The following is a 26,289-nucleotide window of genomic DNA, read 5'->3' as shown; positions in this document are numbered from 1 at the left end:
CGAAGTTCTCTTTTTTCTTACTACATTCTTACAAATTTCTTAAGCTCAAAAAAAGCTTGTAGAATTCCCCTTTCTACAAGCTAAAAATTAATTTTCCTCAACATGACTGTAAACACTGTTTTCTCATATGGTGTACTAGACAGATGAATTTCTCCCCCTAATGCTTCTACAAGACGCTTCGTAATCGTAAGTCCAAGTCCACTGCCTTGATACAAACGATTTCGTGAATCTTCTAATGTGTACATACGCTCAAACACTTTATCAATGTGAGATTCAGAGATTCCTTTTCCTTTGTCCCATATATCCACGTACACAAACTTATCATCACTTCGTAGTGTAATCCCTAATGTTTTTCCGTCTCCCCCGTAGGCAATTGCATTTGAGATTAAGTTATTCATGATTCTTCCGATGACTTCTGTATTTCCATGCGCATATATTGGTGTTTCTGGTATATCAATATGAACATCAAATCCTTGCGTTGTTAATAAATCATAAAACGACAACATATGTTCCTGACAAATTTCATTCATATGAATTCGCGTCATTGCAATATCTTTATCGCCAGATTCTAATTTTGCGAGATCGAAAAACTTATGAATAAGATCTAGCACTTCTAACGTTTTCATATGGATTTTTTCTAGTAATATATGTCGTTCCTCTTCATTTATCGTTTCATCTACATTTAAAATTTCAACATAACCAAGAATCACAGTAAGGGGGTTTTTAAATCATGTGATATGTTAGAAAGCATCTTCCTCATCGATATTTCTAGTTTCGAATGCTTAGCAATTGTTTTTTTCTTTTCATCTAGCAAATAATTAATTGCCACTAATAATGATTTCAATTCTTTATCGTCTGTTACCACTAATAAATTTTCACTCGTTTGCTTTTCCACAATATCCTGCAACTTTTCATATGTATAACGTAAATTCGCACTTCGATTTTTCCCCGTACGATATTGAAAATAAATAACACCAATTAATATAAAAATAATAACCATTAATAATAGAACCATTCTATATCACTTCCAGCTTATAACCGATGCCCCATAGTGTCTTAATGTACTGCGGCTGAGATGGATCATCCTCAATTTTCTCTCGCAGCCTTCTCATATGAACATTAATGACATTCTCATCACCGTAATATTCTTCATTCCAAATTAAGTTATAAATTTGCGCCTTTGTAAACACACGATTTCGATTTGTCGCAAATAACTTTAAAAGCTCAAATTCTTTAGAAGTGAGTTTAATATCTTTGTTCTTTTTCTGAACTGTAAAATTCGTCGTATCAATTTTCAAATCACCTATTACAATCATTTCATCTTCTTTCTTTTGCGGAGCAGAATATTTTGTCGAACGACGAATACCTGCCTTCACCCGTGCAGACAACTCAATCATAGAAAACGGCTTACAAATATAATCGTCCGCGCCAAGTCCAAGTCCTAATGCTTTATCAACATCCGTGTCTTTTGCTGACATAATTAAAATAGGTACAGAACTCTTTTTACGAATGATATTCATCACTTCTAAGCCATCTATTTTAGGCATCATAATATCAAGAATGATTAAATCAAACTGATCTTGTAAAAACCTATCAAGCCCTTCCTCTCCGTCACAAGCCGTCGCTACAATAAACCCCTCTTTTGTTAAATAACTTTCCACCATTTCACGGATTGATAAATCATCTTCCACCAATAAAATATTATGTTGCACGCCCATCACCCAATTTCTAGAAGAATTTATATCTATATTGTAACTTGATGGTTTAATTTGGTAAATGAAATATACGGAGTGGATCACAAATAAATATAACCATGTTCCTATCATTCTTTTATCCCGCATTAACAGGCAGTAATACTCCCACCTCAAAATTCGGTGAAAGCATTGTCCAGCTCTAGCGGCTAGAATCTCCGGTCGTTTCACCCCCTCGGACGAGGCAAAAAGCGCCTCTCTGTCGGGGGCTCCAACGCCCTGCGATTCTGAACGAGCCGCTGCCGCTTTTCTAAAGAAGTTAGGTGGGAGATAAACTGCCCGTAAAAGCTCGATTGGTTCAACTAATAATCAGTGGGGGATGAAGAAAACCCCCACTGATTAAAGTTTCACTTTATCCCGACTAGCATGTAGCATAGTTCCTCATTTCAATTCCTCATATATGAATACAATTACATTCAAACAGCTTTTATTTCAAAAAAAAAACGAAATACTCAATAAGTTCATCGGTCGGACAAGTATACAAGCAAAAGGGATACAATTCCATATAATTGAATTATATTTTAAAAGAAAGGAGTTTTATTATTCTTGTCAGACAAACACTTTAATTCTTATTGGTGCCCGACTCCAAAATGCCCAGGAGAATCCGCTGTATTTACGACAGGATCTATATGTAGAAACCCCAATACCGAGATCGTGATCGTCACGCTTTCAAATGAGGATTACAACATGCCCCAAACCGTCACCGTATCCGTGTTAGATTGGCAAAATACGTGTAATCCAGCCGAGGTTGCCAAGTTTGTATTTTTATGTGGGCAAGTCGTCAATCCCGCACAAGCGATTCAACCTCAGCAAAGCAACATCGTTCCGCCTGATAACGTTCAACCGATTCTCACACCGCTTACATTTACAATTCCTCCTCGCAATCTTCTCGTGATTCACGCATTTCTCCCAAATCCTGTTCAGCAATCAAGTCCTTGCTATGAAGTACTTGTGACTCCTCAATATGGACCTGCCCAATGTGTCATCGCGAACACATTTGGAGTCAATACTGCGGGTGTTCCGCAAGATGGAAATACGATCTTGCATCATCAATTTTCACCTACTCCTGCCATTTCACATCTTCTCCCAAATTATCCTTACGCTCCGCTTAGCTTTATCACTCCATAAGAGAACAGATTATTATATCATCCACAATTTAGGAAATATGAGTAAAAAGCCCCTTCAGTTCATACACTGGAGGGGCTTTTTGTTAAGTAAATTGATACATGAACTATCGATTCGTTTTAACGCATTTCCAAAAGAAGTCCTTTACGACAACTTTTCCACTCTCATATCCCAAGCTTCTTATTTCTCCATAATCCAGCTTCATTTCTTCCCTCAACAATGATATGATTGAGTTCACTATGAATGTTTACAATTCACTGTATATAAAAGGAGATTTAATATGTCAGAAAATAAAAAAGTAAGCCTAGCGGATTTAATGCGTGAGCAACTTGCGAAGAAAAAGCAAGGAAATGGAAACGGAGCAACTGCTAAAAATCAAAGCCAATCAACGAAAAAGTTGCAAAATCAACAAACGAAGAAACCAAACAATCAACGCAGACGTACAGGTGTATAAATGAACGGACAACAGCGAGCAAATATTTCACCCGGGCTTGAGGTTGATATTGTATTAAAGCAAGATCAGCGTACAGGGAAATTAACAAGAGGTATTGTGAAGAATATTTTAACAAATTCCCCTTCACATCCACATGGTATTAAAGTCCGCCTTCAAGATGGACAAGTTGGTCGTGTGAAAAATATTATTTCATAAGAAAAGGAGCTCATTTTTGAATAATGAGCTCCTTTTCTTATGTGACTTTTCGTTGAATAGTCGATATATTGTACATTTAGCCTTTGATTTTTTTGATGAATACAACTTTTAAGTAATCCCCTTCTGGAAACTGTGCAATTGTACGGAAGTCCTCTGGTAATGAATGTTCTTCTAATACTTTATACTTGCCATTCATCTCTTTAAATGCTGTATCAATAAAATCTTTAAACTTTTTCATACCGAAGGCACTGCAATTTGTAGAAGCTACAATAATACCGTTATTTTCTGTAATCGCAATTGCTTCTTTTAATAAATTTTTATAATCTTTCGCAGCACTAAATGTATATTTTTTTGAACGTGCAAAGCTTGGCGGATCTAGAATCACCATATCAAATTTCAGTGCTTTCTTTACTGCATATTTGAAATAGTGAAATACATCTTCTACAATAATATCTTGCGCTTCGTAATCAACACCGTTCACGCTAAATTGTTCAATTGTTTTACTTAAGCTGCGATTCGCAAGGTCAACACTTGTCGTTTTTGCCGCTCCACCTAGTGCTGCAAAGACAGAAAACGCACCTGTATAGGAGAACATATTCAAGACTGTTTTACCGTCTGCATACTTGTCACGAATTTGCTTTCTTACATTACGTTGATCTAAAAACACCCCGACCATTGCTCCGTCATTTAAATACACAGCAAAGTTTACACCATTCTCTTTGACGATAATCGGAAACTCTCCGCGTTCTCCTGCTACGAAATCGTCTTCTTCAATATACTGCCCCTTTGTATCAAAGCGCTTCTTCTGATAGATCGCTTTAAATTCTGTAACATTTTGCAATGACTCGATAATCTCTTTACTAAATTGATAAATTCCCTCGCTATACCAGCTAATTACGTAATACCCATTATAATAATCAATAATTAAGCCGCCAATTCCATCGCCTTCACCATTGAACACGCGAAATGCTGTTGTATCTGAAGCTTCATAGAAGTTTTTTCGTTTACTTAAAGCGGATTTAATCTTCTTTTCAAAGAAGGATTGGTCGATTTGTTCTTGCTCTTTTCTTGTTAGAACCCAGCCATATCCTTTATTTTGCTTACCGTAATATCCTTTACCGATAAACTTATTTTTGTCATCTACAAGTTTTACGATTGTACCTTCTGAATTTACATCATGTAAATTCAGAATCGCTTCTTTCGAAATAAGTGGATAGCCACTTTTTAATTCGTTTACGTATTTCGTCTTAACCTTTAAAACAACTTCTGTGTTCATCACATATCCTACCTTTCAATTCCAATGCTTTCTAGCTATTCAGAAAGGCTTATACGAAGTCAGAAGCTTGATCACAACTTATCTTATGTATGAAACCACTCTATATTAGAAGCATATATATTCCAAAATGAAATAGGGCTGTTTATATAAGTATCCCCCATAAACAGTCCCTTCTAACTATACCACGTTATTCTTTTATCCCGCTATTCGTGGACAGTGAAACTCACACTGATGGAAGTTTCACTTTATCCACACAGCAAGCTCAAATCTTTACAAGTTCTTACCCTTTTTATGAAAAAAATTAGGTGTAAGTATTTGATTTGGATAAGGCTTATGATAAATATGTGTTGCTGCAGGAGATACAGGCGGAATTAACCATACCCAGTTCCCTGTTACAAGACGGCCGCATGCTGCTTCTTGCTTCTCAAATTGACTAAACTGCTGAGCCGCTGTATGGTGATCTACAATGGTTACTCCTTGTTTTTTGAAAGAATGTAAAACTGCTACATTTAGTTCTATTAATGCTTTATCTTTCCAGAGTGTACTATTTCTTGATGTATCTAATCCCATCATCTCAGCGACAGCTGGAAGAAGGTTATAACGATCATAATCAGCTAAATTGCGCGCACCTATTTCTGTTCCCATATACCAGCCATTAAAAGGTGCAGCTGTATAAGAAATACCGCCAATTTCTAAGCGCATATCAGAGATCATCGGAACACCATACCATTTTGCTTCCAAATTAGAGAATGGATACTCTGGATGTTCTAACGGCACTTCTTTTACATATTCTTCTGGGATCGGCATATAAACCGGTTCGTTTCCATTAATTGAAAATACGAGCGGCAACACATCAAAATGTGTCCCCTTACCACTCCAGCCAAGCTCCTGGCAGAACTCCGAAAATGACAATGAATGAGAATCACCGATAATACCTTGCTCGGTTTCATATCCCGCGTAACGAATCAACTGGTGATTATAAATTTGAATTTGATTATGCTCACCTTGATATTGTTTAAAAATAGTAATTGTAGGTAGGATTTTCCCGTCATTTGTAGCATATTGAATATGATGAAGCAATGCCTCATATATACCTTCTGCATCATTTACATCGCGTGCATCTAATACATGCAGCTTATTCCAAAAAAGACGACCGATGCAGCGGTTACTATTTCTCCACGCCATTCGCGCCCCGTGAACAAGCTCCTCAAAAGTATGTTCATACGTTCCTGTGTTTTGTATTTCAGCTTCAATTTGTGATAATCTATCTTGTATTTCATGAGATTTTTCTAGCTCATTGTAGCAAGCTGTAATAAAATTAGTGGCTTCCTCTAACAATTTTTTCGTTGTAATCATAACGTCTCCTTCTATTCCTGTATAACATTCTCTATTATACATAACAACTCCGACTCATGCACATACCCTAATATTTACTGGAAAACATGCAATGAAAAAGAACACCAAAAATGGTGTTCTCTCCTTTATTTCGCAAAAAACAGCAAATATATAACCCCGATAATAAAGAACGTTCCGCAACAAGCTAACAATACTTTTGCAAGTTTGTCCATAAACATAGTCGTTTCCCCTTTGCTTGTTTTCCTACTTCAGTTCTACAACTGTAACACCAAGGCCTCCCTCGCCCATATCACCATAACGGAAGCTTTTCACGCCGCGATGGTTTTTCAAGTAATCTTGTACACCTTGGCGCAGTGCTCCTGTTCCTTTTCCATGAATAATCGAAACGCGTGGATAGCTTGCGAGCTGTGCATCATCTAAATATTTTTCAACACGTGCCATCGCATCTTCAAAGCGTTCACCGCGAAGATCAAGTTCTAACGAAACATGATAGTCTCTTCCTTTTACCGCCGTCACTGCTTTTTCTCAACAGGATTTGGTGTATTAATATATTCCATATCGGACTCTTTCACTTTCATTTTCAGAATTCCGATTTGGACGTTCCATTCATTGTCGCTTACTTTTTTAAGAAGCTGACCTTTTTGACCGAACGTTAACACCTTCACTTCGTCGCCTGGCTGCAACACTTGTTTTGGGGCTGTGTTTTTTACATTGATTTTTTGTTTTTTCACAAGCTCCGGTGCTGCTCCTGCTAAACGGCTTTTTGCCTCAATTAGCTCGTGATCTTTAATATCAGCAAGCTTTGCTTTTCGCAATTGACGCAGTTCACGAATAATTTCTTCTGCTTCTTTCTTCGCAGCTTCAACTTTTTCTTCGCCTTCTTTTTGTGCTTTTAATAATCTTTCATCACGTTCTTCGTTAAATTCAATAATTTGACGCTGCAATTCTTTATGAAGCTTCTCAGATTGCTTACGAAGCTCTTCTGCTTCATTCCATTCACGCTCAGCATTCTTTTGGCTTTCTTCCAGCTTAGCAATCATATTTTCTACTTTATTTGATTCTGTACTAATATGACCACGAGCACGGTCAATTACGCGGTCAGATAAACCAAGACGTTTTGAAATTTCAAAAGCGTTACTTCGTCCTGGTACACCAATTAACAATTTATAAGTTGGGCTTAATGTATTTACATCAAACTCAACACTTGCGTTAATCACTTGTTCACGATTATATCCGTATGCTTTTAGCTCTGGATAGTGCGTCGTTGCGACAACGCGCGCACCGCGGTTACACACTTCATCTAAAATTGAAATTGCAAGTGCAGCCCCTTCTTGTGGATCTGTTCCTGCTCCTAATTCATCAAACAGTACTAAACTTTCAAAGTCAGCTTGTTCTAGAATATCAACAATGTTTACCATGTGAGATGAGAATGTACTTAAACTTTGTTCAATAGATTGCTCATCACCGATGTCGGCAAAAACATGTTTAAACACACAAATTTCCGATTCATCAAGAACAGGAATTTGCAGACCGGACTGCGCCATCAATATACAAATCCCTACCGTTTTTAATGTAACAGTTTTACCACCTGTATTCGGTCCAGTAATAACGATTGTTGTAAAGTCTTTTCCAAGCACAATATCGTTTGGCACAACGACTTTAGGATCAATAAGCGGATGACGCGCTTGGCGTAAATTCATATAACGCTCATTGTTCAAAATTGGTTTCGTTGCTTTTAATCGTTTCGCATAGAAAGCTTTTGCGAAAATGAAATCTAGCTCTGCCACAACATCAACGTTCTCTAAAATAATATCAGCCTCGGCAGCGACTTCTTCTGTTAACATCATTAAAATGCGTTCTACTTCTTGTTTTTCTTTTACCCGTGCTTCTTGCAGTGTGTTATTCAATTCCACAATGACTTGCGGCTCGATAAATAACGTTTGTCCTGAAGCAGACTGATCATGAACGATACCACCGTATACACCGCGATATTCTTGTTTAACAGGAATTACATAGCGCTCGTTACGAATCGTTACAATCGCATCTGATAACATCTTCTGTGCGTTAGAAGAACGCGTCATATTTTCAAGTTTCTCACGAATGCGACTTTCCGCTGTGCGAATTTGCTGGCGAATACCGCGTAGTTTTTCACTCGCGCTATCAACTACTTCTCCGCCATCACTAATGCAGTTCGTGATTTTCTTTTCTAAATCATATAAAGATATAATACGTGCTACATACGTTTCTAAAATTGGCAACTCAACACCGTTTTCAATCATATCTTCAATAAATCGTTTTATTTGACGGCTGCCGTACATCGTACTTGCAATATCGAGCAATTCATGCGGACTTAGCATACTGCCAATTTTCGCACGCTTTACATTTGGACGAATATCAAAAATCCCGCCAAGCGGCACATGTCCTTTTAAACGGATTACTTTCGCTGCTTCATCTGTTGTTTCTTGAAGTTCTACAACTTCTTCATAATTCGTGCTCGGCATAAGCCCTTTCACTTTATCACGACCAAGTGAAGAAGCAACGTGCTCAAGCAATTGTTCTTTTATTTTGTCATATTCTAATACCCGCAACGTTCGTTCTAACATAGTTGCTTGTCCCCCTTGTGTTACTTATTACGCTTAATATAATCTAATAAACGTTCAATTTCCCATGTGTTAATAACTGTATCTTTTTGAATCCAACCTTTTCGCGCTGCAGCAACACCAATTTCCATATCCTCTAGCATTTCAAGCGTATGGGCATCTGTGTTAATCGCGATTTTCACACCTGCATCTTGCGCTTGTTTTAACAGTTTCGCACTTAAATCTAAACGGTTTGGATTTGCATTTAATTCAAGTACAGTATTTGTTTCTTTCGCAAGCTCAATTAATAAATCTGTATCGACATCATATCCTTCACGTCGACCAATTAAGCGGCCCGTTGGATGCGCAATCATTGTCACATGATGGTTTTCAATTGCCGTGCGAAGGCGATTCATAATTGTTTCACGATTTTGTGAAAAACTAGAATGAATTGCACCAATTACATAATCAAGCTCCGCTAATACTTCATCATCAAAATCAAGCGTTGCATCCGGTAAAATGTCCATTTCAATACCGCGTAAAATGGTGATATCCGGATACTTTTCATTAATACGTTCAATTTCTTTTCCTTGCTCACGAAGACGTTCTTTCGTTAAACCATTCGCCACTTTTAAGTATTGTGAATGGTCGGTAATTGCCATATATTTATATCCACGAGCGCGACATGCTTGTACCATTTCCTCAATAGAAAAAGCACCGTCACTCCACGTTGTATGCATATGTAAATCACCCTGAATATGAGAGAACTGAATTAAATTCGGATACTGCCCAATCAAGTCAATTTCTTTCCCATCTTCACGTACTTCTGGCGGAATAAACGGAAGTCCAAAGTGTGCAAAAAACGCTTCTTCTGTTTCGAATGTTTTCACTTCACCCGTTTCTAAGTTTTCAACACCATATTCACTAATTTTCTCACCTTTATCTTTCGCAATTTGGCGCATTCTTACATTATGGTCTTTTGAACCTGTGAAATGGTGAAGAGTGGTAATAAATTCTTCCGGCTTAACAAGACGGAAATCAATAGAAATATCGTACTCATACTGAAGGCGTACAGAAACTTTTGTATCTCCGCTTGCAATGACTTCAATCATATTACCAAACTGCAATAAATGTTCGCGCACCTTTTCTGGTTCTGTTGTTGCAATGATAAAATCTAAATCTTTCACTGTTTCGCGAACACGGCGCAAACTACCAGCACGGGAATACCGAATAATTTCTGGTACATTCGACAATTTCTGTTCTATTTCCCCGGCAATAGGAAGCACCATCGCCACCGGAAGACGTTCTGGACGAGAACCAACTTGAGCAATTGCTTCTAATATTTTCTCTTCCGTTTTCTTACCGAATCCCGCAAGCGCTTGAATTTGATTCTCCTCACAAGCTTTCTTTAATGTTTCCATATCTACAACGCCAAGTTCTTTATATAACTTCGCTACTTTTTTACCGCCAAGACCTGGCAGTTTTAAAAGGGGCAATAAGCTGCTCGGTACTTCTTTTTCCAGCTCCGCAAGCACTTCTGACGTTCCAACTTCAATATATTCTGCGATAACGGCTGCGGTTCCTTTTCCGATGCCCGGTATTTTCGTAAAATCCTCAATCTCTGAAAGGCTGCGATCATCACTTTCTAACGCTGCTGCCGCTTTACGAAATGCTGATATTTTAAAGGGATTCTCACCTTTTAATTCCATGAAAAGTGCAATCGTCTCAAGTAGTTGAATCACTTGTTTTTTATTTACTTTCATTCTTCTCCCGCCTTCCCATCATAGAAAAAAACTTCTCTTTCTAAAAAGAGAAGTTATACCTTGTTACCTGTCTGCCATAATTCCTTAACTTTTTCAGAAAGAATCGGTGTATCATTTACAATTGCTTTGCTTATTGTTGATGTATTAAGCGACGTTTGTACTTGTTCAACTGGAAGTACCGTACCAATCACAATTAATACGAACAATATAATATACACTTCTAAAAAGCCTAAGATTGCTCCGCCTAATGCGTTAACCTGTTTCAAAACAGGGATTTCTGTAAACATATTTAAAAGCTGTCCCAGTAACGTTAACGCGATTTTTGTAATGATAAATAATGCGATAAACGCAATTGCTTGGTAAAAAACCGTTTCCATACTATTTGCATCGATCCAATTTGGCACATTTGTTTCTGGCTTAAATGGATACGGAATAATCTTTTGAAGTGCCGGTGCTAAATCTTTGCAATACCAATATGCCACAAGATAGGCAATAATAAAGCTTGCTAATTTTACAAGCTGCAGTACCAGTCCTCTTCTTAATCCAAGGAGAAAACCCATAACAAGCAATACAATGATTATAATATCAACCATGTTATTCCATTCCTTTTTGTTTCATTCTTTCTTTCAATTTTTCATTTTCTTCTTTTAATTTTATGTAATCATGCACGACATTGACTGCCGTCAACACCGCCAATCGATTTGTGTCAAGCGAAGGACTCTTAGCATTCAGTTCGCGCATTTTATCATCCACAATCGCCGCGACTATGCGTATATGACTTGTACTTTCATCGCCAACAACTGAATATTGTTGACCGTAAATTTCTACATTAATTCGACTTCGATTTCCTTTTTGTTGTGACAACTTACTGTCCTCCAATCCCGTACAGAATCCTACAGATTATCATACCATGAAAAAACATGATATGGAAACAGAAACAACAATTCGATATGATAAAAATATAAAGTCAAACTTCCAGCAATGAGAAGGCTTTATCCCCACTGCTGGTTAATTAAATCCATCGGGCGCATGCTAGCAGTTATCTCCCGCCTATCTCCTTTGATTTCTCAAAATTTTGAGGTGGGGGTCTTACTGCTCGTTAGCGCGAGGTAAATAATGAAAAAGGAGCAACCATTTTGTCAAATTCTATTGTCATTCAAGTAAGTTCTGCTGTTATAGAGGACATGAAAACAAAATACGCACAAGCATTGCAACCAAAAATCCCCCAAGGCGGTATCTTCATGGCAAAGGTTCCATCTTGCACAATTACAGCCTATAAATCAGGAAAGGTAATGTTTCAGGGTGGACGTGCCGCTGAAGAATCTAGTCATTGGCAAGCAAATGCTGCAGTGCCGAAAGCTTCTGTAAAGAAAAGTGTAAATGACCATTCCTATGCACCGCCAGCTTCCATCGCCACTATGTCTATTCTTGGTTCGGATGAAGTCGGAACAGGTGACTATTTTGGACCGATGACAGTTGTTGCAGTATACGTCGATGCAGCGCAAATTCCATTGTTAAAAGAACTCGGCGTTAAAGACTCAAAAAACTTAAATGATGCACAAATTTGTGAAATTGCGAAACAATTACTGGCGGTTGTCCCTTACAGTTCCCTTGTTCTTCACAACGAAAAATATAACGAAATGTTTGAGAAAGGCTACAATCAAGGACAACTAAAAGCACTGCTTCATAATAAAGCCATTACAAACTTATTGGCTAAGATGGCGCCAACGAAACCAGAAGGCATATTAATTGATCAGTTCACACAGCCGGCTACATATTATAAATATTTAGCAAAGCAGAAAAACGTACAGCGTGAAAACGTATATTTCGCTACAAAAGGCGAAAGTGTACATATCGCCGTTGCAGCAGCTTCCATTTTAGCCCGTTATTCATTTGTAAAACAATTTGATGAACTGAGCAAAAAAGCAGGTATGACGCTTCCAAAAGGTGCTGGGAAACAAGTCGATGTTGCAGCAGCAAAATTGATTCAAAAGCTTGGGAAAGACAGATTACCTGAGTTTGTGAAATTACATTTTGCGAATACGGAAAAGGCGTTCCGATTGTTAAAGAAATAGCTATTTTTCAGTATGGGCAGGATACGAAATGAATAAACAAGAAGCTGACCCAAAGGGCACCTAGATGCCTTTTGAAGTCAGTCCTTTTCTTCGTGTCCACCAATATATCGACCGTTCTTTAGAATATATCGGCGCTTCGACAGAATATAAAGTGAAACTTCCAGCAGTGACGCTTTTCTCACTGATAGTTAGTTGAACCAATCGGGCTTTTACGGGCAGTTTTCTCCTCAGTTCTTCTCCATCCTTTACTGCCCGTTAATGCGGGATAAAGACCTTACGATGATATTCGACATGCAAGTAGTCGAGCCGCTGAACTGGATCATGCCGAAAAGTGAAAGGAGCTGACTAAAAAGTGGATTTTTTAGTCAGCTCCTTTGTTTTTACTACTCTGTTTTAAACGTCTCTGCAACTTTTTTTGAGACTTCTTTTAAATCATAAAACTCAACACGTTCTTTCTCTGGTGTATCTTTATGCCCAATTACAACTTCCCCGTCATCTTCTACCCAAACAAAGTAATTTTCAACCGAACCATCATTATAATCCATAGTCATATTGTAGCGAATAGCTGATTTAGCTTCTTCATCTAGCAATAGTGTTTTAGGTTCATCCCCGTTTTCCGCCAATCCAACCTGCTCCATCGCGGATACAAGTTGTTTTATGTCATTTTCTTTTTCAATACTTTCGTACCTTTCGTTTTCGTAGATGTAAGCTGAATCTCCTTTATTTCTTTCCCTTGGAACGTAACAACCTCTGCCTCTTGTGATGTAGGAACTACTTTTTCTTGTTTTTCTTTTTCCTTTCCACATGCACTTAAACTGATTAGCACGATCGCTAAGAAACATATCATTCTTTTTTCACAAATTCAGCTCCTTTCTCTTCCTCATAATTGTTTCTCCTTATCTCACCTCTCCCCCTGCTCAAAAGAAAAATAAAAAGAGGTATATCACACAGCCGGATTGCTGTTGATATACCTCTTTTTTAATTAAAACTCCGCAGAAGCTGGTGTTCTTGGGAATGGAATCACGTCACGAATGTTCGCCATACCAGTGATGTACATTAAGAAACGTTCGAAACCTAGGCCAAATCCAGCGTGTTTTGTACCGCCGTATTTTCTAAGCTCTAAGTACCACCAGTAGTCTTCTTCATCCATGCCTAATTCTTTAATTCTGTCTACTAAAACATCCATTCTTTCTTCACGTTGACTGCCGCCGATTAATTCGCCGATGCCAGGAACAAGTAAGTCTGTTGCAGCTACTGTTTTACCGTCATCGTTTAAGCGCATATAGAATGCTTTAATATCTTTTGGATAGTCTGTTACGAATACAGGACGTTTGAATACTTGTTCTGATAAGTATCTTTCATGCTCTGTTTGTAAATCAATACCCCATTCTACTGGGTATTTGAAGTCTGCACCTGATTTTTGAAGAACTTCAATTGCTTCTGTATATGTGATGCGTCCGAAATCAGAGTTGATTACGTTGTTCATGCGCTCTAGAACTGTTTTATCAACAAAGCTATTGAAGAATTCCATTTCTTCTGGTGCGTGCTCTAACACATATTTCATTGCATATTTCAGCATATCTTCTGTTAAATCCATTACATCTTCTAATTCAGCGAATGCAATCTCAGGCTCAACCATCCAGAACTCAGCTGCATGGCGAGTTGTGTTTGAGTTTTCAGCGCGGAATGTTGGACCAAATGTATATACATCGCGGAACGCTAATGCATAAGCTTCAGCATTCAATTGTCCACTTACTGTTAAGTTTGTTTCTTTGCCGAAGAAGTCTTTTGAATCATCTACTTGTCCATCTTCACCTTTTGGTACGTCGTTCATATCATGCGTTGTTACACGGAACATTTCACCTGCACCTTCAGTGTCGCTTCCAGTGATAATTGGTGTATGAACGTGTACAAATCCGCGCTCTTGGAAGAACTGATGAATCGCAAACGCTGCGATAGAACGCACGCGGAATGTCGCTGAGAATGCATTTGTTCTTGGGCGTAAATGAGCGATTGTACGTAAGTATTCAAACGTATGACGCTTCTTTTGCAGCGGGTAATCAGAATCTGATAATCCCTCAATTTCGATTTTGTCCGCTTTAATTTCAAACGGTTGCTTTGCAGTTGGCGTTGCGATTAGCGTACCTTCTACTTTAATAGAAGAGCTTAACGGAAGCTTCGCAATTTCGTTAAAGTTATCTAGTTCTGTATCAAAAACGATTTGAACGCTTTTAAAGAAGCTACCATCGTTTAATTCGATAAAACCAAATACTTTTGAATCACGTAAGTTACGGATCCAACCTGATACTTGTATTTTTTGATCTACATACTTATCAGTTTCTCTATACAGACTTTTTACTAATGTGTTTTCCATATTGAAATTCTCCTTTACTTATATTTAAATACAAAAAAACCTTCCATCCATAAAGGGACGAAAGGTTAAACTTCGCGGTACCACCCAATTTGTCATAAAGACCAGCTCTCACTTGTATGTATTACACATACTTCCCGGTTTGTAACAGGCCGGATTCCCGTCTAAGTCTACTCTTGAATATAACATTCAATTTCGGTTAGCAACTCCAAGGTGTTCTTCACATATACCGCCTCATCAGGCTCGCACCGTCCCTGACTCGCTTTGGATTATAGTATATACTACTTTTCCTTATCATCGTCTTTTCTTTTGTTAAACTAAAATTAATGTACTACATTCGAGGAAAAGATGCAAGTTGTCGTTCTATATATCGACTCTTCTACAACATACGACATGAATTCTCCCTATAAAAAACAGCTGCCGGAATTTTTTCCGACAGCTGTTTTTTATTATTTACGTAACTCCGCACCAAATTTCTCTTCTACCGCTGCTAATACACGGCTATGTGCTTCTGTTACTTCTTCATCTGTTAATGTACGTTCTGAATCGAAGTAGTTCATAGAGAATGCAAGTGATTTTTTGCCTTCTTCCATTTTTTCGCCTTCATATAAGTCGAATAATGTTACTTCTTTTAGAAGTGCTCCGCCTGCTTCAGCAATTGTTTGCTTCATTTCGCCAGCTTTTACTTCAGTAGTTACAACAACAGCCATATCACGTGTCATAGATGGGAAACGTGGAATTGTAGTGTAGTATGTTTCTTCTACATCTGCACCAAATACTTTTACAAGAGATAATTCGAATACGTACGTTTCTTTTACATCTAATTGTTTTTGCGCTTCTGGATGTAATTGACCGATGAAGCCAATGACTTCACCGTCTAGTAAAATGTCAGCTGTACGGCCTGGGTGCATGCCTTCACGTTTTGCTGGTACATATGTGATGTTCTTAGCAACGCCAAGTACGTCACATAATCCTTCTAATACACCTTTCATAACGAAGAAGTCAACAACCTTCTTCTCACCTTGCCATTGATGATGAAGAGCAAGCCCTGTCATAACCCCAGCAAGATGTTGTTCTTCTTTCGGAAGTTCGCCTTCTACTGTTGGTAAGAATACAGAACCTACTTCGTATAATGCAACGTTATCTACTTTACGAGCATTATTATATGCTACCGCTTCTAATAATTGCGGTACTAGGCTTAAACGAAGCTGACTGCGCTCTTCACTCATTGGAAGTGCAAGGTTCACAGGTGTCTTTTCGTTTGACTCAACCATATATTGTTTTGCTTTTTCAGCACTTGTTAATGAATACGTAATCGCTTCATATAACCCAGCGCCTTCTAAATAACGGCGTACTTTACGACGCTTTGTTTGCGCTGCTGTTAATTTACCACGTGTAATTGTACCAGTTGGTAATGTTGACGGAATGTGATCGTATCCGTATAGACGACCTACTTCTTCTACTAAGTCCTCTGGAATTGTAATATCAGGACGACGTACTGGTACGTTCACATGGAATGTTCCTTCCACTTCTGTGAATGGGAACTTTAAGTTTGTGAAGATTGTGCTCACTTGATCAGCAGAAATGTCTGTACCTAATACACGGTTAATTTTTTCAACTGTAACAGATACTGTACGCTCTTCTACTTGTAAGTTATCAACTTCTACAACACCTTCTAACGCTTCGCCGCCAGCATATTTTGCCATTAATGCCGCTGCGTGTTGAATCGCTTCAAATGTACGAGTTGGGACGATGCCTTTTTCAAAACGCGCACTTGATTCACTGCGAAGACCTAAGTCTTTTGATGTACGGCGAACCGTTTGACCTGCAAAATATGCAGACTCGATTAATACATTTACTGTATCGTTATCTACTTCAGAGTTTGCTCCGCCCATTACCCCGGCAACAGCTAACGCTTTTGTACCATTTGTAATAACAAGGTGATGAGCTTGTAATGTACGCTCTTGATCGTCTAATGTCGTCATTTTCTCGCCTTCTTGTGCAAGACGAACAACAATTTCTTTTGATCCTAATTTATCATAGTCAAACGCATGTAACGGTTGACCGTATTCAATTAAGATATAGTTTGTAATATCAACTACATTGCTAATTGGACGAATGCCAGCTGCCATTAGGCGCGTTTGCATCCAAATTGGTGATGGACCAACCTTTACGTTTTTCACCATTTTCGCAATGTATAGTGGATTTTGCTCTGTTGCTTCTACACTTACAGAAATGTAATCAGATGTTTTCTCTTCCGCTTCTTGTAAGTCTGCTGCTGGAAGTTTTACTTCACGACCGTAAATTGCTGCTACTTCGTATGCAACACCTAACATGTTTAAGCAGTCTGCACGGTTCGGTGTTAACCCTAGTTCAAGTACTTCATCGTGTAAGTTTAAGATTTCTAATGCATCTGCGCCAACTTCTGCATCACTTGGGAAGATAAAAATACCTTCTGCATAGTCTTTTGCAACTAATTTCCCATCAATGCCAAGCTCTTGTAAAGAGCAAACCATACCGTGAGAAGCTTCACCGCGTAGTTTTGCTTTTTTAATTTTGAAGTTACCAGGAAGAACAGCGCCAACTTTTGCAACCGGTACTTTTAAACCTTTCGCAATGTTAGGAGCACCGCAAATAATTTGAACTGGCTCTTCTTCACCGATATCGATTAAGCATTTGCTTAACTTATCAGCTTCCGGATGTTTTTCGCACTCTAATACGTGACCAACTACAACACCTTTTACGCCTTTATTTAATACTTCAACGCCTTCTACTTCGATACCGCTTTTCGTAATTTTATCAGCTAATTCTTGTGCTGTTACATCTTTAATATCTACATACTCTTGTAACCAACGATATGATACGAACATTCTTTATCTCTCCTTCCCTTACGCTCGTTTGAATTGTTGTAAGAAACGTACATCGTTTGTATAGAAATGACGAATGTCATCAATGCCGTACTTTAACATCGCAATACGCTCTGCACCCATACCGAATGCGAAGCCTTGATATTCTTTTGAATCATAACCAGCCATTTCAAGAACGTTTGGATGAACCATACCTGCACCTAAAATTTCAATCCAGCCAGTTCCTTTACATGTGCCGCAACCTTTTCCATGACACATCATACAAGAAATATCCATTTCAACAGATGGCTCTGTGAATGGGAAGAAACTTGGACGAAGGCGAATTTCACGGTCTTCACCAAACATCTTCTTCGCAAATGCTTGTAATGTACCTTTTAAATCACTCATACGAATGTTTTTATCGATTACAAGACCTTCAATTTGCATGAACTGATGAGAGTGCGTCGCATCATCATCATCGCGGCGATATACTTTACCAGGGCAAATAATTTTAATTGGGCCTTTTTCTGTATTCTTTTCCATCGTTCTTGCTTGCACAGAAGATGTATGTGTACGAAGCAACATTTCTTCTGTAATGTAGAAAGAATCTTGCATATCGCGTGCTGGGTGATCTTTTGGTAAGTTTAACGCTTCGAAGTTGTAATAATCTTTTTCTACTTCTGGACCTTCAGCAACTTCATAGCCCATACCGATGAATAAATCTTCAATTTGTTCAACAACCGCTGTTAACGGATGATGACAACCTGTATTTACAGGACGGCCTGGTAATGTTACATCAATTGTTTCAGATGCTAATTTCGCTTCGATTACCGCTTTTTCTAAATGATTAATTTTTTCTTCTAAACGTGTTTGAATTGCTTCGCGTACTTCGTTTACTAAAGCTCCCATACGTGGACGCTCTTCTGGAGATAATTTCCCCATACCGCGCAGTACTTCTGTAATTGGACCTTTTTTCCTAAATACGCAACGCGTACATCATTTAAGCCCTTTAGCTCTTTCGCTTCTTCAATCAGCTGCAGTGCTTCTTGCTTTAGCTCTTTTAAACGTGCTTCCATTTGGAACCCTCCTAATTTTAAAAATAAAAAAACCTCGCTCCCTAAAAAGGGACGAGGTAAATTCGCGGTACCACCCTAAATTGACAGAACGAGTCTGCCCACTTCATTATTATAACGGCTTTTTAAACCGGAACGCCTTTACATATAAATGGTCCTGGCGTCAACTCCAGAGGTGAATTCACTCACGTCTACTATAAGAGTGCTTTCAGTCTATGGCACTCTCTCCCTACATAGCGATTTTGTAAGTTACTCTTCTCTATCAACGTTTTTTAGTATTATACTTCAATTTATTATAAAAAGTTTTTTATCGATTCGCAACCGGAGTTTGTAAATAATACGTTAAAATCCCTGCTGCAACCGCAACATTTAATGATTCTGCCCCTCCGTAAATCGGGATGTATAAGTTTTGATCACATTTGGCAAGAATCTCTTGGCGTACACCATTTCCTTCGTTTCCTACAATTAATGCAAAACTTCCCGTCGACGTTACTTCACCGTATGGAACCCCGTTTTCAAGAGCTGTTCCGTATACAGGAACGTTCTTTTCTTTTAGCTTGTCTACCCATTTTTCTAAGTCTCCTTTTACAATTGGTAAATGGAATACAGAGCCTTGTGTAGAACGCAGTACTTTACTGTTATAAATATCAACGCATCCTTCTCCAAGCACAACGGCATGAATACCAGCTGCATCTGCTGTACGAATAATTGTTCCTAAGTTACCCGGGTCTTGCAAACCGTCAAGTAACAGAAACTTTCCATCTGTAAGAGTTACTTCTTTTTCTTGCTTCTCACAAACCGCAAATACACCTTGCGTCGTTTCTGTTTCACGTAACATCTTTACAATTGCTTCAGGCACAATGTACATTTCAACATCGGTAACTGCCCAATCTTTCGGAAGATCTGTTTGATCCCAAACGATAAGCTCTGTTACAACTCCTGCTTTTAAAGCTTCCTCAACTAAATGGAATCCTTCTACAAAAAATAGTCCTTTTTTATCGCGCTCTTTTTTCGTCTGCAGCTTTTTCCACTGCTTCACGCGCGGATTTTGTACTGAATCAATGTTTTTCATAATATGTATTTCCCTCTCTTCTTGTCTTCTCATTATAGCCTATTTTTCATACATATTTACATAAAAAAGAACAAAAACTAATGTCAGTTTCCATTCCTAAAAAGAGGTGAAAATGATGAACTTTAATTTACGCAATGCTGTATTAGCAAACGTATCCGGAAATACACAAAACCAATTACAAGAAACAATTGTCGATGCCATTCAAAGCGGTGAAGAAAAAATGCTTCCAGGTCTTGGCGTTTTATTTGAAGTGATTTGGAAAAATGCTGAGGAAAATGAAAAGCATGAAATGTTAGCTACGCTAGAGCAAGGATTAAAAAGATAAGGAATTTTCTCAAAGACGGAGTGATATTTTAATGCTCCGTCTCTAATCATATTCGTAAAAATAGTCACAGCATTTCATGAGCTAAATTTTCTTGTTGATGCTCTCCGTGATTCCATTGGATAAGAAGCTTAAAACGGTGTTTACAATCTTTTCTATCTGAAAAAATATTTTAGCGATTTTCACAACGACACCAACTGAATGAAATAAAAAAAGATTCTGAAATGATTACCGTTCAGTTTTGCGCCCTAAAAAATATATCAAATAAAAAAGCCTTGCGGAGAAAACCGAAGGCTAATTAATATATCTATACATTTATTAATTTATTTACTTTTGAACATTCGTAATATTCGGATTAAAAATACGAACAGTCTGAAGAAGGTTGTTTACAATGTCTTGTTGTTGAGCTGTTAGTGTACCCTCACCATCAGTAGTGAATACTGTAACACAGAGTGGACAAGCTTCAATCTGTATTCCTAATAGGTTAATAGCAAATCCACCAGGTACATTCAGAGTGAGAATAGGTGTTGAACCCGCAGGAGGAGTGCAGGTTTCACAGTTAGTTAAAAGAGCCATAATATTAAATCCTTTCTTTAATAGAGTTAATATATTTATATGACCGAATGTGACTCTGTGAAATAGACATTTGGACAACCTTTGATAGTTTCTGTGGAAGTTTCTTTACAACATTTTCTTCTCTAATTTCCATATGTCCCCTCCTCTCTCAAACGTTTTACACTTATTATTTCGATTATATATTGTTCATTTCTATCAAAAATCCATATTTTTTTATACTATCCAAAATAAACCTCCCAGTTATAAAATATAACTTATTACATAGGGGGGTTCTTACATATGCCAATCTTCAGCTTACTTTGGATCTTTTTCGTACCCGTTCTTGTACTATGCGGCATTGGCGGGGGATTATTTTTTATGATAAGAGGAGCAATACATAAAAAATGGTTTATTTTTCTAATGGGAATCGTTTGTTTTTCACTCGTTCTCCTGCCTATTATTTCTGCAGGGATAGGAAGGGATGTAGAACAGTCTCTCCCACTTTCGACGTCTATGTACTGGGGTATGTTAGCTATTGCTAGTTTATTAGCAGGCATCAGTGGTGCACGCAATCAACTAACTAGCATTAAACATGTAGGGATTACTGTATTTTCGCTTGTTGTAGTAGGGATACTTTTTTATGAAATGATGTAATACTCTTCTTGATTCTCTTGAAAGGAGAACATAACTTGCAAAAATTCTTCTTGTTTTTTTGCTTCTTATTTTTAGCAAGTTGCCACCAAGAACAAGAACCGCTTCCAAAAATGAGTGTAAAAGTAAACGAGAAACCTTTAGAAGTATATCAGGGAAGTTATTGCTGGGGTACAAAATGTGTGGATACGATTGGTCCTGAGCAAATAGCCGCCAAACATACACCAGCTGTTGTACGAAAAGGAAGTGAAGCCGTCTTCTCTGTCAAATCAAAAAGGAAACAGAAATCAATTGATGTTACGATGCTTCGTAATGGAGCCGCTGTTCCTGTTGTTCTAAATAAAAACAATACAATTCCTCTTCCAAGTGAACCTGGAACATACGTATATCATATCGGTGTTTTTTGGGAGCAAGGCGATGCGGGTTATATCTTTCAAGTAAAATTAGAATAAAAATTTTTCTATTACATCATTAATTACTTTACTAACATAACAATGATGTAGTAAAATGTTCAAAATATATTTATAGCTATTGTTTTTTCTCTATAATACACTGCACTGAATGAAAGGAGTGAATGTTTTATGCGCCGTGTTACACTTGAACAAATTTTTCAACATCCCATCACCCAAAAATATGTAAACCGTTCTGGAATGGTTCATGCGATTGCTGTCGCTTACCACGCGTTCCACTTAGCCAAAAAGCATCACGCCTCAGTCGATGCGGCAACAAAGGCTGGTTTTCTTCATGATATCGGACATCACACATGGTATCGGGATGGGAAATGGGACTATGAATTGTATAAAAAGAATGATATACACGCTATTAAAGGAGCGGAAAGAGCTCATAAATTGCTAATCCGATTAGAAGAACACCCTAATCAAGCAAAAGAAATTTCTGTTGCCATTCTCCTGCACACTGATTCTTTTCTACTAGAGCAAACACTTGAAAGAACGCCTCTGCAAAATATTATTAAATGGGCAGACGAAGCAGATGAAGAACCAGGGGGAACACATCACTATCGAACAATCTCTTATGAAAAAGCACTGCAAGCGATCAAGCGATTAGATCAGATGATAGATCGTGAATTACAAACACATACACCATCCTATTTGCACATTTCTGCAAATGAAGGAAAAGGACAGACAAAACTTGTGAAGCATTAACATATAAAATGAAACTTCCATCAGTGGGGGCTTCATCCCCTACTGATGGTTAGTTGAACCAATCGGGCATTTACGGCCATTTCATAACAGAAAAACGCAGAGATTTCAAAATCTCTGCGTTTTTTTATGTGATTCCATTGTTCAAAACAATGCCATTTTGCTTGTTATTTAGTCTATTAATTAACCTTCATAACCAAACTACTTACATCATCTCTCTGCTTTTTTGTTCACCTTATTTCCTGATTGTAAGAAAAATGATAAGAACAAGGCAATAGCTGTTAATATTGTTGCAATCCAGAACGCATCGTTAATTCCGTTAATAACAGACATCTTCGAAACTTGCCCGAATAGCATTTGTGAGCCTAACGCGTTTCCTGCCTGAGCTGATCCTGTCAATGCACCAATACTTTGCCCCAATTGAGATAATTTATTTACAATAATCGGATTTGTTGTTGTAATCGCATTTGCATAGTCTGCCATATGATTTGTCGTTTGCTGCGTCATAATTGTAATTAAAAGCGCAGTCCCAATGGAACCAGCAACTTGCTTTGCTGTATTTTGCGTTGCTGTTCCATGCGAAATCAGTTGCCTTGGCAGAGCATTCATCCCTGCTGTCATGATTGGCATCATAATAAAGGACATCCCAAACGAACGAATAATATAATCTATCATAATTTGAATAGAAGGTGTTTCTAATGTTAAATGTGTAAATTGGTATGTTGCGTATGTTGTAAGGAGTAATCCAAAAATTGCAAGCGGCCGAATCCCATATTTATCAAATAGCTTTCCAGCAAACGGTCCCATCAGTCCCATAATTAAAGATCCTGGAAGAAGTAACAATCCGGAAACAACTGGCGTAAATCCACGGATGTTTTGTAAATATATAGGAAGTAATAGCATACCACCATATAGCGCCATCGTAACAATTGCATTAATAATCAGCGTCGAAGTAAATGCAGAATAGCTGAATACACGAAGATCTAATATTTTATTGTCAGCTGTTAACTGTCTCCATATAAATAAACTTAGTCCAATAACTCCAATAATAATCGCAATGATAACTTCCGCACTGCCCCAGCCTTTATTTCCTGCCTCACTAAAACCATATAGTAAGCTCCCAAGGCCGATACTAGAAGTGATAACACCATACGTATCCAGCGTTGCCTTTGACACAGGCTGTTTTAGCGTGAAATATTTTAACGCTAATACAATAATGAATAAACCAATAATAAACATCGCATAGAATATCACATTCCATTTATAGTTTTGAATGATCCATCCTGTAATTGTTGGCCCAATGGCAGGCGCTAAAATCATTGCAAAACCGAGCAAACCCATCGCTGCCCCGCGTTTATGAGGCGGGAAGAGTGTCATAAAAATATTCATCCCAACAGGCATTAAAATACCGGCACCAACAGCTTGAATGACACGTCCTGTCATCATCATCGTAAAGTTTCCAGATACCGCACAAATAATCGAACCTACTGTAAAGAATATCATGGCTGCTAAAAATAAGTTTCGATACGTAAACCGTGAAACTAAAAACGCACTAACCGGTACTAATACCCCATTCACAAGCATAAAACCTGTTGTAAGCCACTGCGCTGTAGATGTCGATACATTAAATTCATTCATTAAAGACGGTAAAGCAACGTTAATTAATGTTTGATTCAAAATCGAAACGAACATCCCGGAAATAAGAACAGCCAAAACGACCTTCACGTTAAAATCAGGGAGAATCGCCTGAGCCCGAGAAGCTTTCGGTTCTTTACTTTCCACCTTTTGTTCTTGTACCGCTTCTTTTACAAATTCTGATGCTTTTTGTTTTTCAATTGTTTTTTCTACAATTTCTTGTTCCTGAGTTCTCTCTTCAATAGCTTCTGATATTTCTTGTTTTATTACTGCCTCTTTTGTATCCTTTAAAACTGCTTGAACCGGTTCTTCTATCCTTTGTGTGTCTTTCTTTCTAAAAACACGATTTACAATAATGAATACGGCAATACATAAAAGAGCGTATCCTGCAATAAAGATCGAGGACATATTTCATTCCCCCTTACTTATGAATCCGAACTGTGACATTCATGCCTGGGACAATATTTAACGATTTACTATGGTCTAATGAAATTTTAACTGGAATAACTTGTGTTACTTTCGTATAGTTTGCTGTTGCATTACTAGATGGCAGCATAGAGAACGTATTTGCCGTTGTTAAACCAATTTGTTCTACTTTTCCTGTTAACGTTGTATTAGGATATGCGTCTACGTACACATCTACTTCTTGCCCTTTTTGAATATCGTCGATGTCTGTTTCTTTAATGTTTGCTGTTACCCATAAATCACTCATATTATAGGCATATGCAAGCGGTGTTCCTGGAGCAATGTAAGAATCTTGCGTTGCATTCGATTGAACAAGTGTTGCATTTGTCGGAACTGTAATATCCACTTCTTGTGCTGTTCCGCCAGCATTACTCGTTACAGAACCTACTTTATCCCCAGCACTATAACTTTTTCCTACTTCAGCTGTCCAGTTTGTTAATTTCCCAGCAACTGGAGATGCAATAGGTACAACTTTTCCATCAATTTTTGCATTGTCCGTTTTTAAATAACTTGTTGATTGATTGTAATAATAATAGCCGGCAAATCCGCCGCCAACTAACACAATCAATGTAATAACATTGATGATAATCATTCTCCGAAATTGACTCATTGTGTTCTCTCCTTGTTTTGAATATTAATGTATTTTCTAAAAAGTCCTTCTCTTTTTTAGTTAACAATATTGACCATTCATATTGTTAAGGACTAGTTAAAAAAATAACCCTTTTTCGAGCACAAAATCCTCTCCTTATTTTGTGCTAAGAAAAAGAATATCGTTTATAATTATAAATAATTCATTCTGAGTGACAACCAACAATTTATTTCGATATGTTGTTTTTCCAACAGTCCTTCATATATATGTTGAAAAAGTATAAAAAAATCAAGCAAGGAGAACGAAAATGTCTATTAAAAATTCAAACGATCCACGCGTAAAACGAACGAGACAAGCGATACGTGATGCTCTTATATCTTTAATACATGAAAAAGGTTTTGATAGCATTACGGTTCAAGATATTGCTGAAAAGGCAACTGTAAACCGCGCAACCTTTTATAGTCATTATCATGACAAATATGATTTATTAGACAAAAGCATTGCAGAAATGTTAACAGCATTAGCAGATATTCTCAAATCGAAGAAATTAGATAAGAGGGAGTTTGAACTTACTTTTGATACTCCTCATCCTATCTTTTTATCTTTATTTAGCCATATTGCTGAACATGCTTTTTTTATCAAGTGATGCTCGGAGAGAATGGGATTCCGAAGTTTTCCTCACAAATGATGAAAGCAATTCAAACGAATTTGCTTAACGCCCTTTCTCTTTCACAACCAAATGAAGAAGAATTAATTGTACCTCGTGATATTCTCACTAGTTATATGGCAGGTGCACATTTAGGTATGATTATTTCTTGGTTAAGACAAAATATGCCGTATACGCCTCATTATATGGCCTTGCAGCTATCTCGTTTAATCATTTTAGGTCCGTATACAGCCGCTGGATTAGAACCACCATTTAAATAAAGTGAAACTTCCATCAGTGGGGGTTTTTTCATTCCCCACTGATGGTTAG

Annotated in this window: 22 protein-coding genes, 4 pseudogenes and 2 other annotated features; of the genes and pseudogenes, 9 read left to right on the top strand and 17 right to left on the bottom strand. The window is 37.8% G+C overall.

Annotated elements, in window-relative coordinates:
* Positions 1 to 80: 80 nt before the first annotated feature.
* Both ACEWFJ_RS06100 and ACEWFJ_RS06095 read right to left on the bottom strand, forming a co-directional pair.
* Positions 81 to 1,015 (bottom strand): annotated as a pseudogene (locus ACEWFJ_RS06100) (ATP-binding protein).
* Between the two features lies 1 nt (position 1,016).
* On the bottom strand, positions 1,017 to 1,712 hold the full coding sequence (locus ACEWFJ_RS06095) for a response regulator transcription factor (RefSeq protein WP_473692373.1): 696 nt from the start codon (positions 1,710 to 1,712) through the stop codon (positions 1,017 to 1,019).
* A gap of 726 nt (positions 1,713 to 2,438) precedes the next feature.
* On the opposite strand from ACEWFJ_RS06095, the gene ACEWFJ_RS06090 reads away from it, so the two are divergent.
* The 3 genes from ACEWFJ_RS06090 (at position 2,439) to ACEWFJ_RS06080 (ending at position 3,525) form a co-directional block, all read left to right on the top strand.
* Positions 2,439 to 2,879 carry a hypothetical protein gene (locus ACEWFJ_RS06090; protein ID WP_473691068.1) on the top strand — a complete coding sequence of 147 codons (441 nt, stop codon included), beginning with the start codon at positions 2,439 to 2,441 and terminating at the stop codon, positions 2,877 to 2,879.
* A 277-nt stretch (positions 2,880 to 3,156) separates the two neighbouring features.
* On the top strand, positions 3,157 to 3,330 hold the full coding sequence (locus ACEWFJ_RS06085) for a hypothetical protein (protein ID WP_336481883.1): 174 nt from the start codon (positions 3,157 to 3,159) through the stop codon (positions 3,328 to 3,330).
* Complete coding sequence (locus ACEWFJ_RS06080; protein WP_473691066.1) at positions 3,331 to 3,525, top strand: YwbE family protein; 195 nt, start codon at positions 3,331 to 3,333, stop codon at positions 3,523 to 3,525.
* Positions 3,526 to 3,601: 76 nt separating this feature from the next.
* Here ACEWFJ_RS06080 and ACEWFJ_RS06075 read toward each other — a convergent pair whose 3' ends face one another.
* The 6 genes and pseudogenes from ACEWFJ_RS06075 to zapA all read right to left on the bottom strand — a co-directional run bounded on the left by ACEWFJ_RS06075 (position 3,602) and on the right by zapA (position 11,363).
* Complete coding sequence (locus ACEWFJ_RS06075; protein WP_473691064.1) at positions 3,602 to 4,801, bottom strand: class I SAM-dependent rRNA methyltransferase; 1,200 nt, start codon at positions 4,799 to 4,801, stop codon at positions 3,602 to 3,604.
* Between the two features lie 270 nt (positions 4,802 to 5,071).
* Positions 5,072 to 6,157, bottom strand: coding sequence for a nitric oxide synthase oxygenase (locus tag ACEWFJ_RS06070; protein WP_473691062.1), 1,086 nt, complete (start codon positions 6,155 to 6,157; stop codon positions 5,072 to 5,074).
* Between the two features lie 243 nt (positions 6,158 to 6,400).
* A pseudogene (locus tag ACEWFJ_RS06065) lies at positions 6,401 to 8,760 on the bottom strand (endonuclease MutS2).
* Positions 8,761 to 8,780: 20 nt separating this feature from the next.
* On the bottom strand, positions 8,781 to 10,499 hold the full coding sequence (gene polX, locus ACEWFJ_RS06060) for a DNA polymerase/3'-5' exonuclease PolX (RefSeq protein ID WP_473691060.1): 1,719 nt from the start codon (positions 10,497 to 10,499) through the stop codon (positions 8,781 to 8,783).
* A 53-nt stretch (positions 10,500 to 10,552) separates the two neighbouring features.
* A complete protein-coding gene (locus ACEWFJ_RS06055; RefSeq protein WP_473691058.1) occupies positions 10,553 to 11,092 on the bottom strand; it encodes a CvpA family protein in 540 nt (179 codons plus the stop codon).
* A 1-nt stretch (position 11,093) separates the two neighbouring features.
* On the bottom strand, positions 11,094 to 11,363 hold the full coding sequence (gene zapA, locus ACEWFJ_RS06050; protein WP_473691056.1) for a cell division protein ZapA: 270 nt from the start codon (positions 11,361 to 11,363) through the stop codon (positions 11,094 to 11,096).
* 272 nt (positions 11,364 to 11,635) lie between these two features.
* Here zapA and rnhC point away from each other — a divergent pair, with 272 nt between their 5' ends.
* Positions 11,636 to 12,574 carry a ribonuclease HIII gene (gene rnhC / locus ACEWFJ_RS06045; protein ID WP_473691054.1) on the top strand — a complete coding sequence of 313 codons (939 nt, stop codon included), beginning with the start codon at positions 11,636 to 11,638 and terminating at the stop codon, positions 12,572 to 12,574.
* A gap of 383 nt (positions 12,575 to 12,957) precedes the next feature.
* On the opposite strand, the gene ACEWFJ_RS06040 is transcribed toward rnhC, so the two are convergent.
* The 6 genes and pseudogenes from ACEWFJ_RS06040 to ACEWFJ_RS06015 form a co-directional block, all read right to left on the bottom strand.
* Positions 12,958 to 13,197 (bottom strand): hypothetical protein, encoded by a 240-nt coding sequence (locus ACEWFJ_RS06040; RefSeq protein ID WP_473691052.1) that lies wholly within the window; start codon positions 13,195 to 13,197, stop codon positions 12,958 to 12,960.
* A gap of 32 nt (positions 13,198 to 13,229) precedes the next feature.
* The gene (locus tag ACEWFJ_RS06035) at positions 13,230 to 13,421 is read right to left on the bottom strand and encodes a hypothetical protein (RefSeq protein ID WP_473691050.1); all 192 of its coding nucleotides are present in this window, start codon (positions 13,419 to 13,421) and stop codon (positions 13,230 to 13,232) included.
* Positions 13,422 to 13,556: 135 nt separating this feature from the next.
* Entirely contained in the window at positions 13,557 to 14,948 is a 1,392-nt protein-coding gene (gene asnS / locus ACEWFJ_RS06030; RefSeq protein ID WP_473691048.1) for an asparagine--tRNA ligase, read from the bottom strand.
* Positions 14,949 to 14,998: 50 nt separating this feature from the next.
* Positions 14,999 to 15,252: a binding site (T-box leader), on the bottom strand.
* A gap of 142 nt (positions 15,253 to 15,394) precedes the next feature.
* Complete coding sequence (gene pheT, locus ACEWFJ_RS06025) at positions 15,395 to 17,815, bottom strand: phenylalanine--tRNA ligase subunit beta (RefSeq protein ID WP_473691046.1); 2,421 nt, start codon at positions 17,813 to 17,815, stop codon at positions 15,395 to 15,397.
* 18 nt (positions 17,816 to 17,833) lie between these two features.
* A pseudogene (pheS, locus tag ACEWFJ_RS06020) lies at positions 17,834 to 18,867 on the bottom strand (phenylalanine--tRNA ligase subunit alpha).
* A 44-nt stretch (positions 18,868 to 18,911) separates the two neighbouring features.
* Positions 18,912 to 19,139 (bottom strand) — a binding site (T-box leader).
* Positions 19,140 to 19,171: 32 nt separating this feature from the next.
* Positions 19,172 to 19,969, bottom strand: a complete 798-nt coding sequence (locus ACEWFJ_RS06015; RefSeq protein ID WP_473691044.1) for a TrmH family RNA methyltransferase — start codon at positions 19,967 to 19,969, stop codon at positions 19,172 to 19,174.
* An 82-nt stretch (positions 19,970 to 20,051) separates the two neighbouring features.
* On the opposite strand from ACEWFJ_RS06015, the gene sspI reads away from it, so the two are divergent.
* Entirely contained in the window at positions 20,052 to 20,261 is a 210-nt protein-coding gene (gene sspI, locus ACEWFJ_RS06010; RefSeq protein WP_473691042.1) for a small acid-soluble spore protein SspI, read from the top strand.
* 324 nt (positions 20,262 to 20,585) lie between these two features.
* Here sspI and ACEWFJ_RS06005 read toward each other — a convergent pair whose 3' ends face one another.
* Positions 20,586 to 20,834: a hypothetical protein gene (locus ACEWFJ_RS06005; protein ID WP_473691040.1), complete on the bottom strand. Its 249-nt coding sequence runs from the start codon at positions 20,832 to 20,834 to the stop codon at positions 20,586 to 20,588.
* A gap of 279 nt (positions 20,835 to 21,113) precedes the next feature.
* Here ACEWFJ_RS06005 and ACEWFJ_RS06000 point away from each other — a divergent pair, with 279 nt between their 5' ends.
* The 3 genes from ACEWFJ_RS06000 (at position 21,114) to ACEWFJ_RS05990 (ending at position 22,627) form a co-directional block, all read left to right on the top strand.
* Positions 21,114 to 21,467 carry an ammonia permease gene (locus ACEWFJ_RS06000; RefSeq protein WP_473691038.1) on the top strand — a complete coding sequence of 118 codons (354 nt, stop codon included), beginning with the start codon at positions 21,114 to 21,116 and terminating at the stop codon, positions 21,465 to 21,467.
* Between the two features lie 35 nt (positions 21,468 to 21,502).
* A complete protein-coding gene (locus tag ACEWFJ_RS05995) occupies positions 21,503 to 21,916 on the top strand; it encodes a hypothetical protein (RefSeq protein ID WP_473691036.1) in 414 nt (137 codons plus the stop codon).
* Between the two features lie 129 nt (positions 21,917 to 22,045).
* Complete coding sequence (locus ACEWFJ_RS05990; protein WP_473691034.1) at positions 22,046 to 22,627, top strand: HD domain-containing protein; 582 nt, start codon at positions 22,046 to 22,048, stop codon at positions 22,625 to 22,627.
* Positions 22,628 to 22,834: 207 nt separating this feature from the next.
* Here the strand turns inward: ACEWFJ_RS05990 and ACEWFJ_RS05985 are convergent, their stop codons facing one another.
* Entirely contained in the window at positions 22,835 to 24,667 is a 1,833-nt protein-coding gene (locus ACEWFJ_RS05985) for a DHA2 family efflux MFS transporter permease subunit (protein ID WP_473691032.1), read from the bottom strand.
* 13 nt (positions 24,668 to 24,680) lie between these two features.
* Positions 24,681 to 25,334 carry an HlyD family secretion protein gene (locus ACEWFJ_RS05980; RefSeq protein WP_473691030.1) on the bottom strand — a complete coding sequence of 218 codons (654 nt, stop codon included), beginning with the start codon at positions 25,332 to 25,334 and terminating at the stop codon, positions 24,681 to 24,683.
* 286 nt (positions 25,335 to 25,620) lie between these two features.
* Between ACEWFJ_RS05980 and ACEWFJ_RS05975 the strand changes: the two are divergent.
* Positions 25,621 to 26,240 (top strand): annotated as a pseudogene (locus ACEWFJ_RS05975) (TetR/AcrR family transcriptional regulator).
* Positions 26,241 to 26,289 lie beyond the last annotated feature (49 nt).

The organism is Bacillus sp. EA-CB0995 (genome assembly GCF_055814245.1).
Note: the sequence above shows the minus strand (reverse complement) of the source record. Positions and strands in the feature narration are given on the sequence as shown.

Excerpts from the sequence above, each read along its gene's own strand:
- ACEWFJ_RS06090 (WP_473691068.1), top strand. The coding sequence starts at position 2,439 with ATGCCCCAAACCGTCACCGTATCCGTGTTAGATTGGCAAAATACGTGT.
- ACEWFJ_RS06085 (WP_336481883.1), top strand. The coding sequence starts at position 3,157 with ATGTCAGAAAATAAAAAAGTAAGCCTAGCGGATTTAATGCGTGAGCAA.
- ACEWFJ_RS06080 (WP_473691066.1), top strand. The coding sequence starts at position 3,331 with ATGAACGGACAACAGCGAGCAAATATTTCACCCGGGCTTGAGGTTGAT.
- ACEWFJ_RS06075 (WP_473691064.1), bottom strand. The coding sequence starts at position 4,801 with ATGAACACAGAAGTTGTTTTAAAGGTTAAGACGAAATACGTAAACGAA.
- ACEWFJ_RS06070 (WP_473691062.1), bottom strand. The coding sequence starts at position 6,157 with ATGATTACAACGAAAAAATTGTTAGAGGAAGCCACTAATTTTATTACA.
- polX (WP_473691060.1), bottom strand. The coding sequence starts at position 10,499 with ATGAAAGTAAATAAAAAACAAGTGATTCAACTACTTGAGACGATTGCA.
- ACEWFJ_RS06055 (WP_473691058.1), bottom strand. The coding sequence starts at position 11,092 with ATGGTTGATATTATAATCATTGTATTGCTTGTTATGGGTTTTCTCCTT.
- ACEWFJ_RS06035 (WP_473691050.1), bottom strand. The coding sequence starts at position 13,421 with ATGATATGTTTCTTAGCGATCGTGCTAATCAGTTTAAGTGCATGTGGA.
- asnS (WP_473691048.1), bottom strand. The coding sequence starts at position 14,948 with ATGGAAAACACATTAGTAAAAAGTCTGTATAGAGAAACTGATAAGTAT.
- pheT (WP_473691046.1), bottom strand. The coding sequence starts at position 17,815 with ATGTTCGTATCATATCGTTGGTTACAAGAGTATGTAGATATTAAAGAT.
- ACEWFJ_RS06015 (WP_473691044.1), bottom strand. The coding sequence starts at position 19,969 with ATGAGAAGACAAGAAGAGAGGGAAATACATATTATGAAAAACATTGAT.
- sspI (WP_473691042.1), top strand. The coding sequence starts at position 20,052 with ATGAACTTTAATTTACGCAATGCTGTATTAGCAAACGTATCCGGAAAT.
- ACEWFJ_RS06005 (WP_473691040.1), bottom strand. The coding sequence starts at position 20,834 with ATGGCTCTTTTAACTAACTGTGAAACCTGCACTCCTCCTGCGGGTTCA.
- ACEWFJ_RS06000 (WP_473691038.1), top strand. The coding sequence starts at position 21,114 with ATGCCAATCTTCAGCTTACTTTGGATCTTTTTCGTACCCGTTCTTGTA.
- ACEWFJ_RS05990 (WP_473691034.1), top strand. The coding sequence starts at position 22,046 with ATGCGCCGTGTTACACTTGAACAAATTTTTCAACATCCCATCACCCAA.
- ACEWFJ_RS05985 (WP_473691032.1), bottom strand. The coding sequence starts at position 24,667 with ATGTCCTCGATCTTTATTGCAGGATACGCTCTTTTATGTATTGCCGTA.
- ACEWFJ_RS05980 (WP_473691030.1), bottom strand. The coding sequence starts at position 25,334 with ATGAGTCAATTTCGGAGAATGATTATCATCAATGTTATTACATTGATT.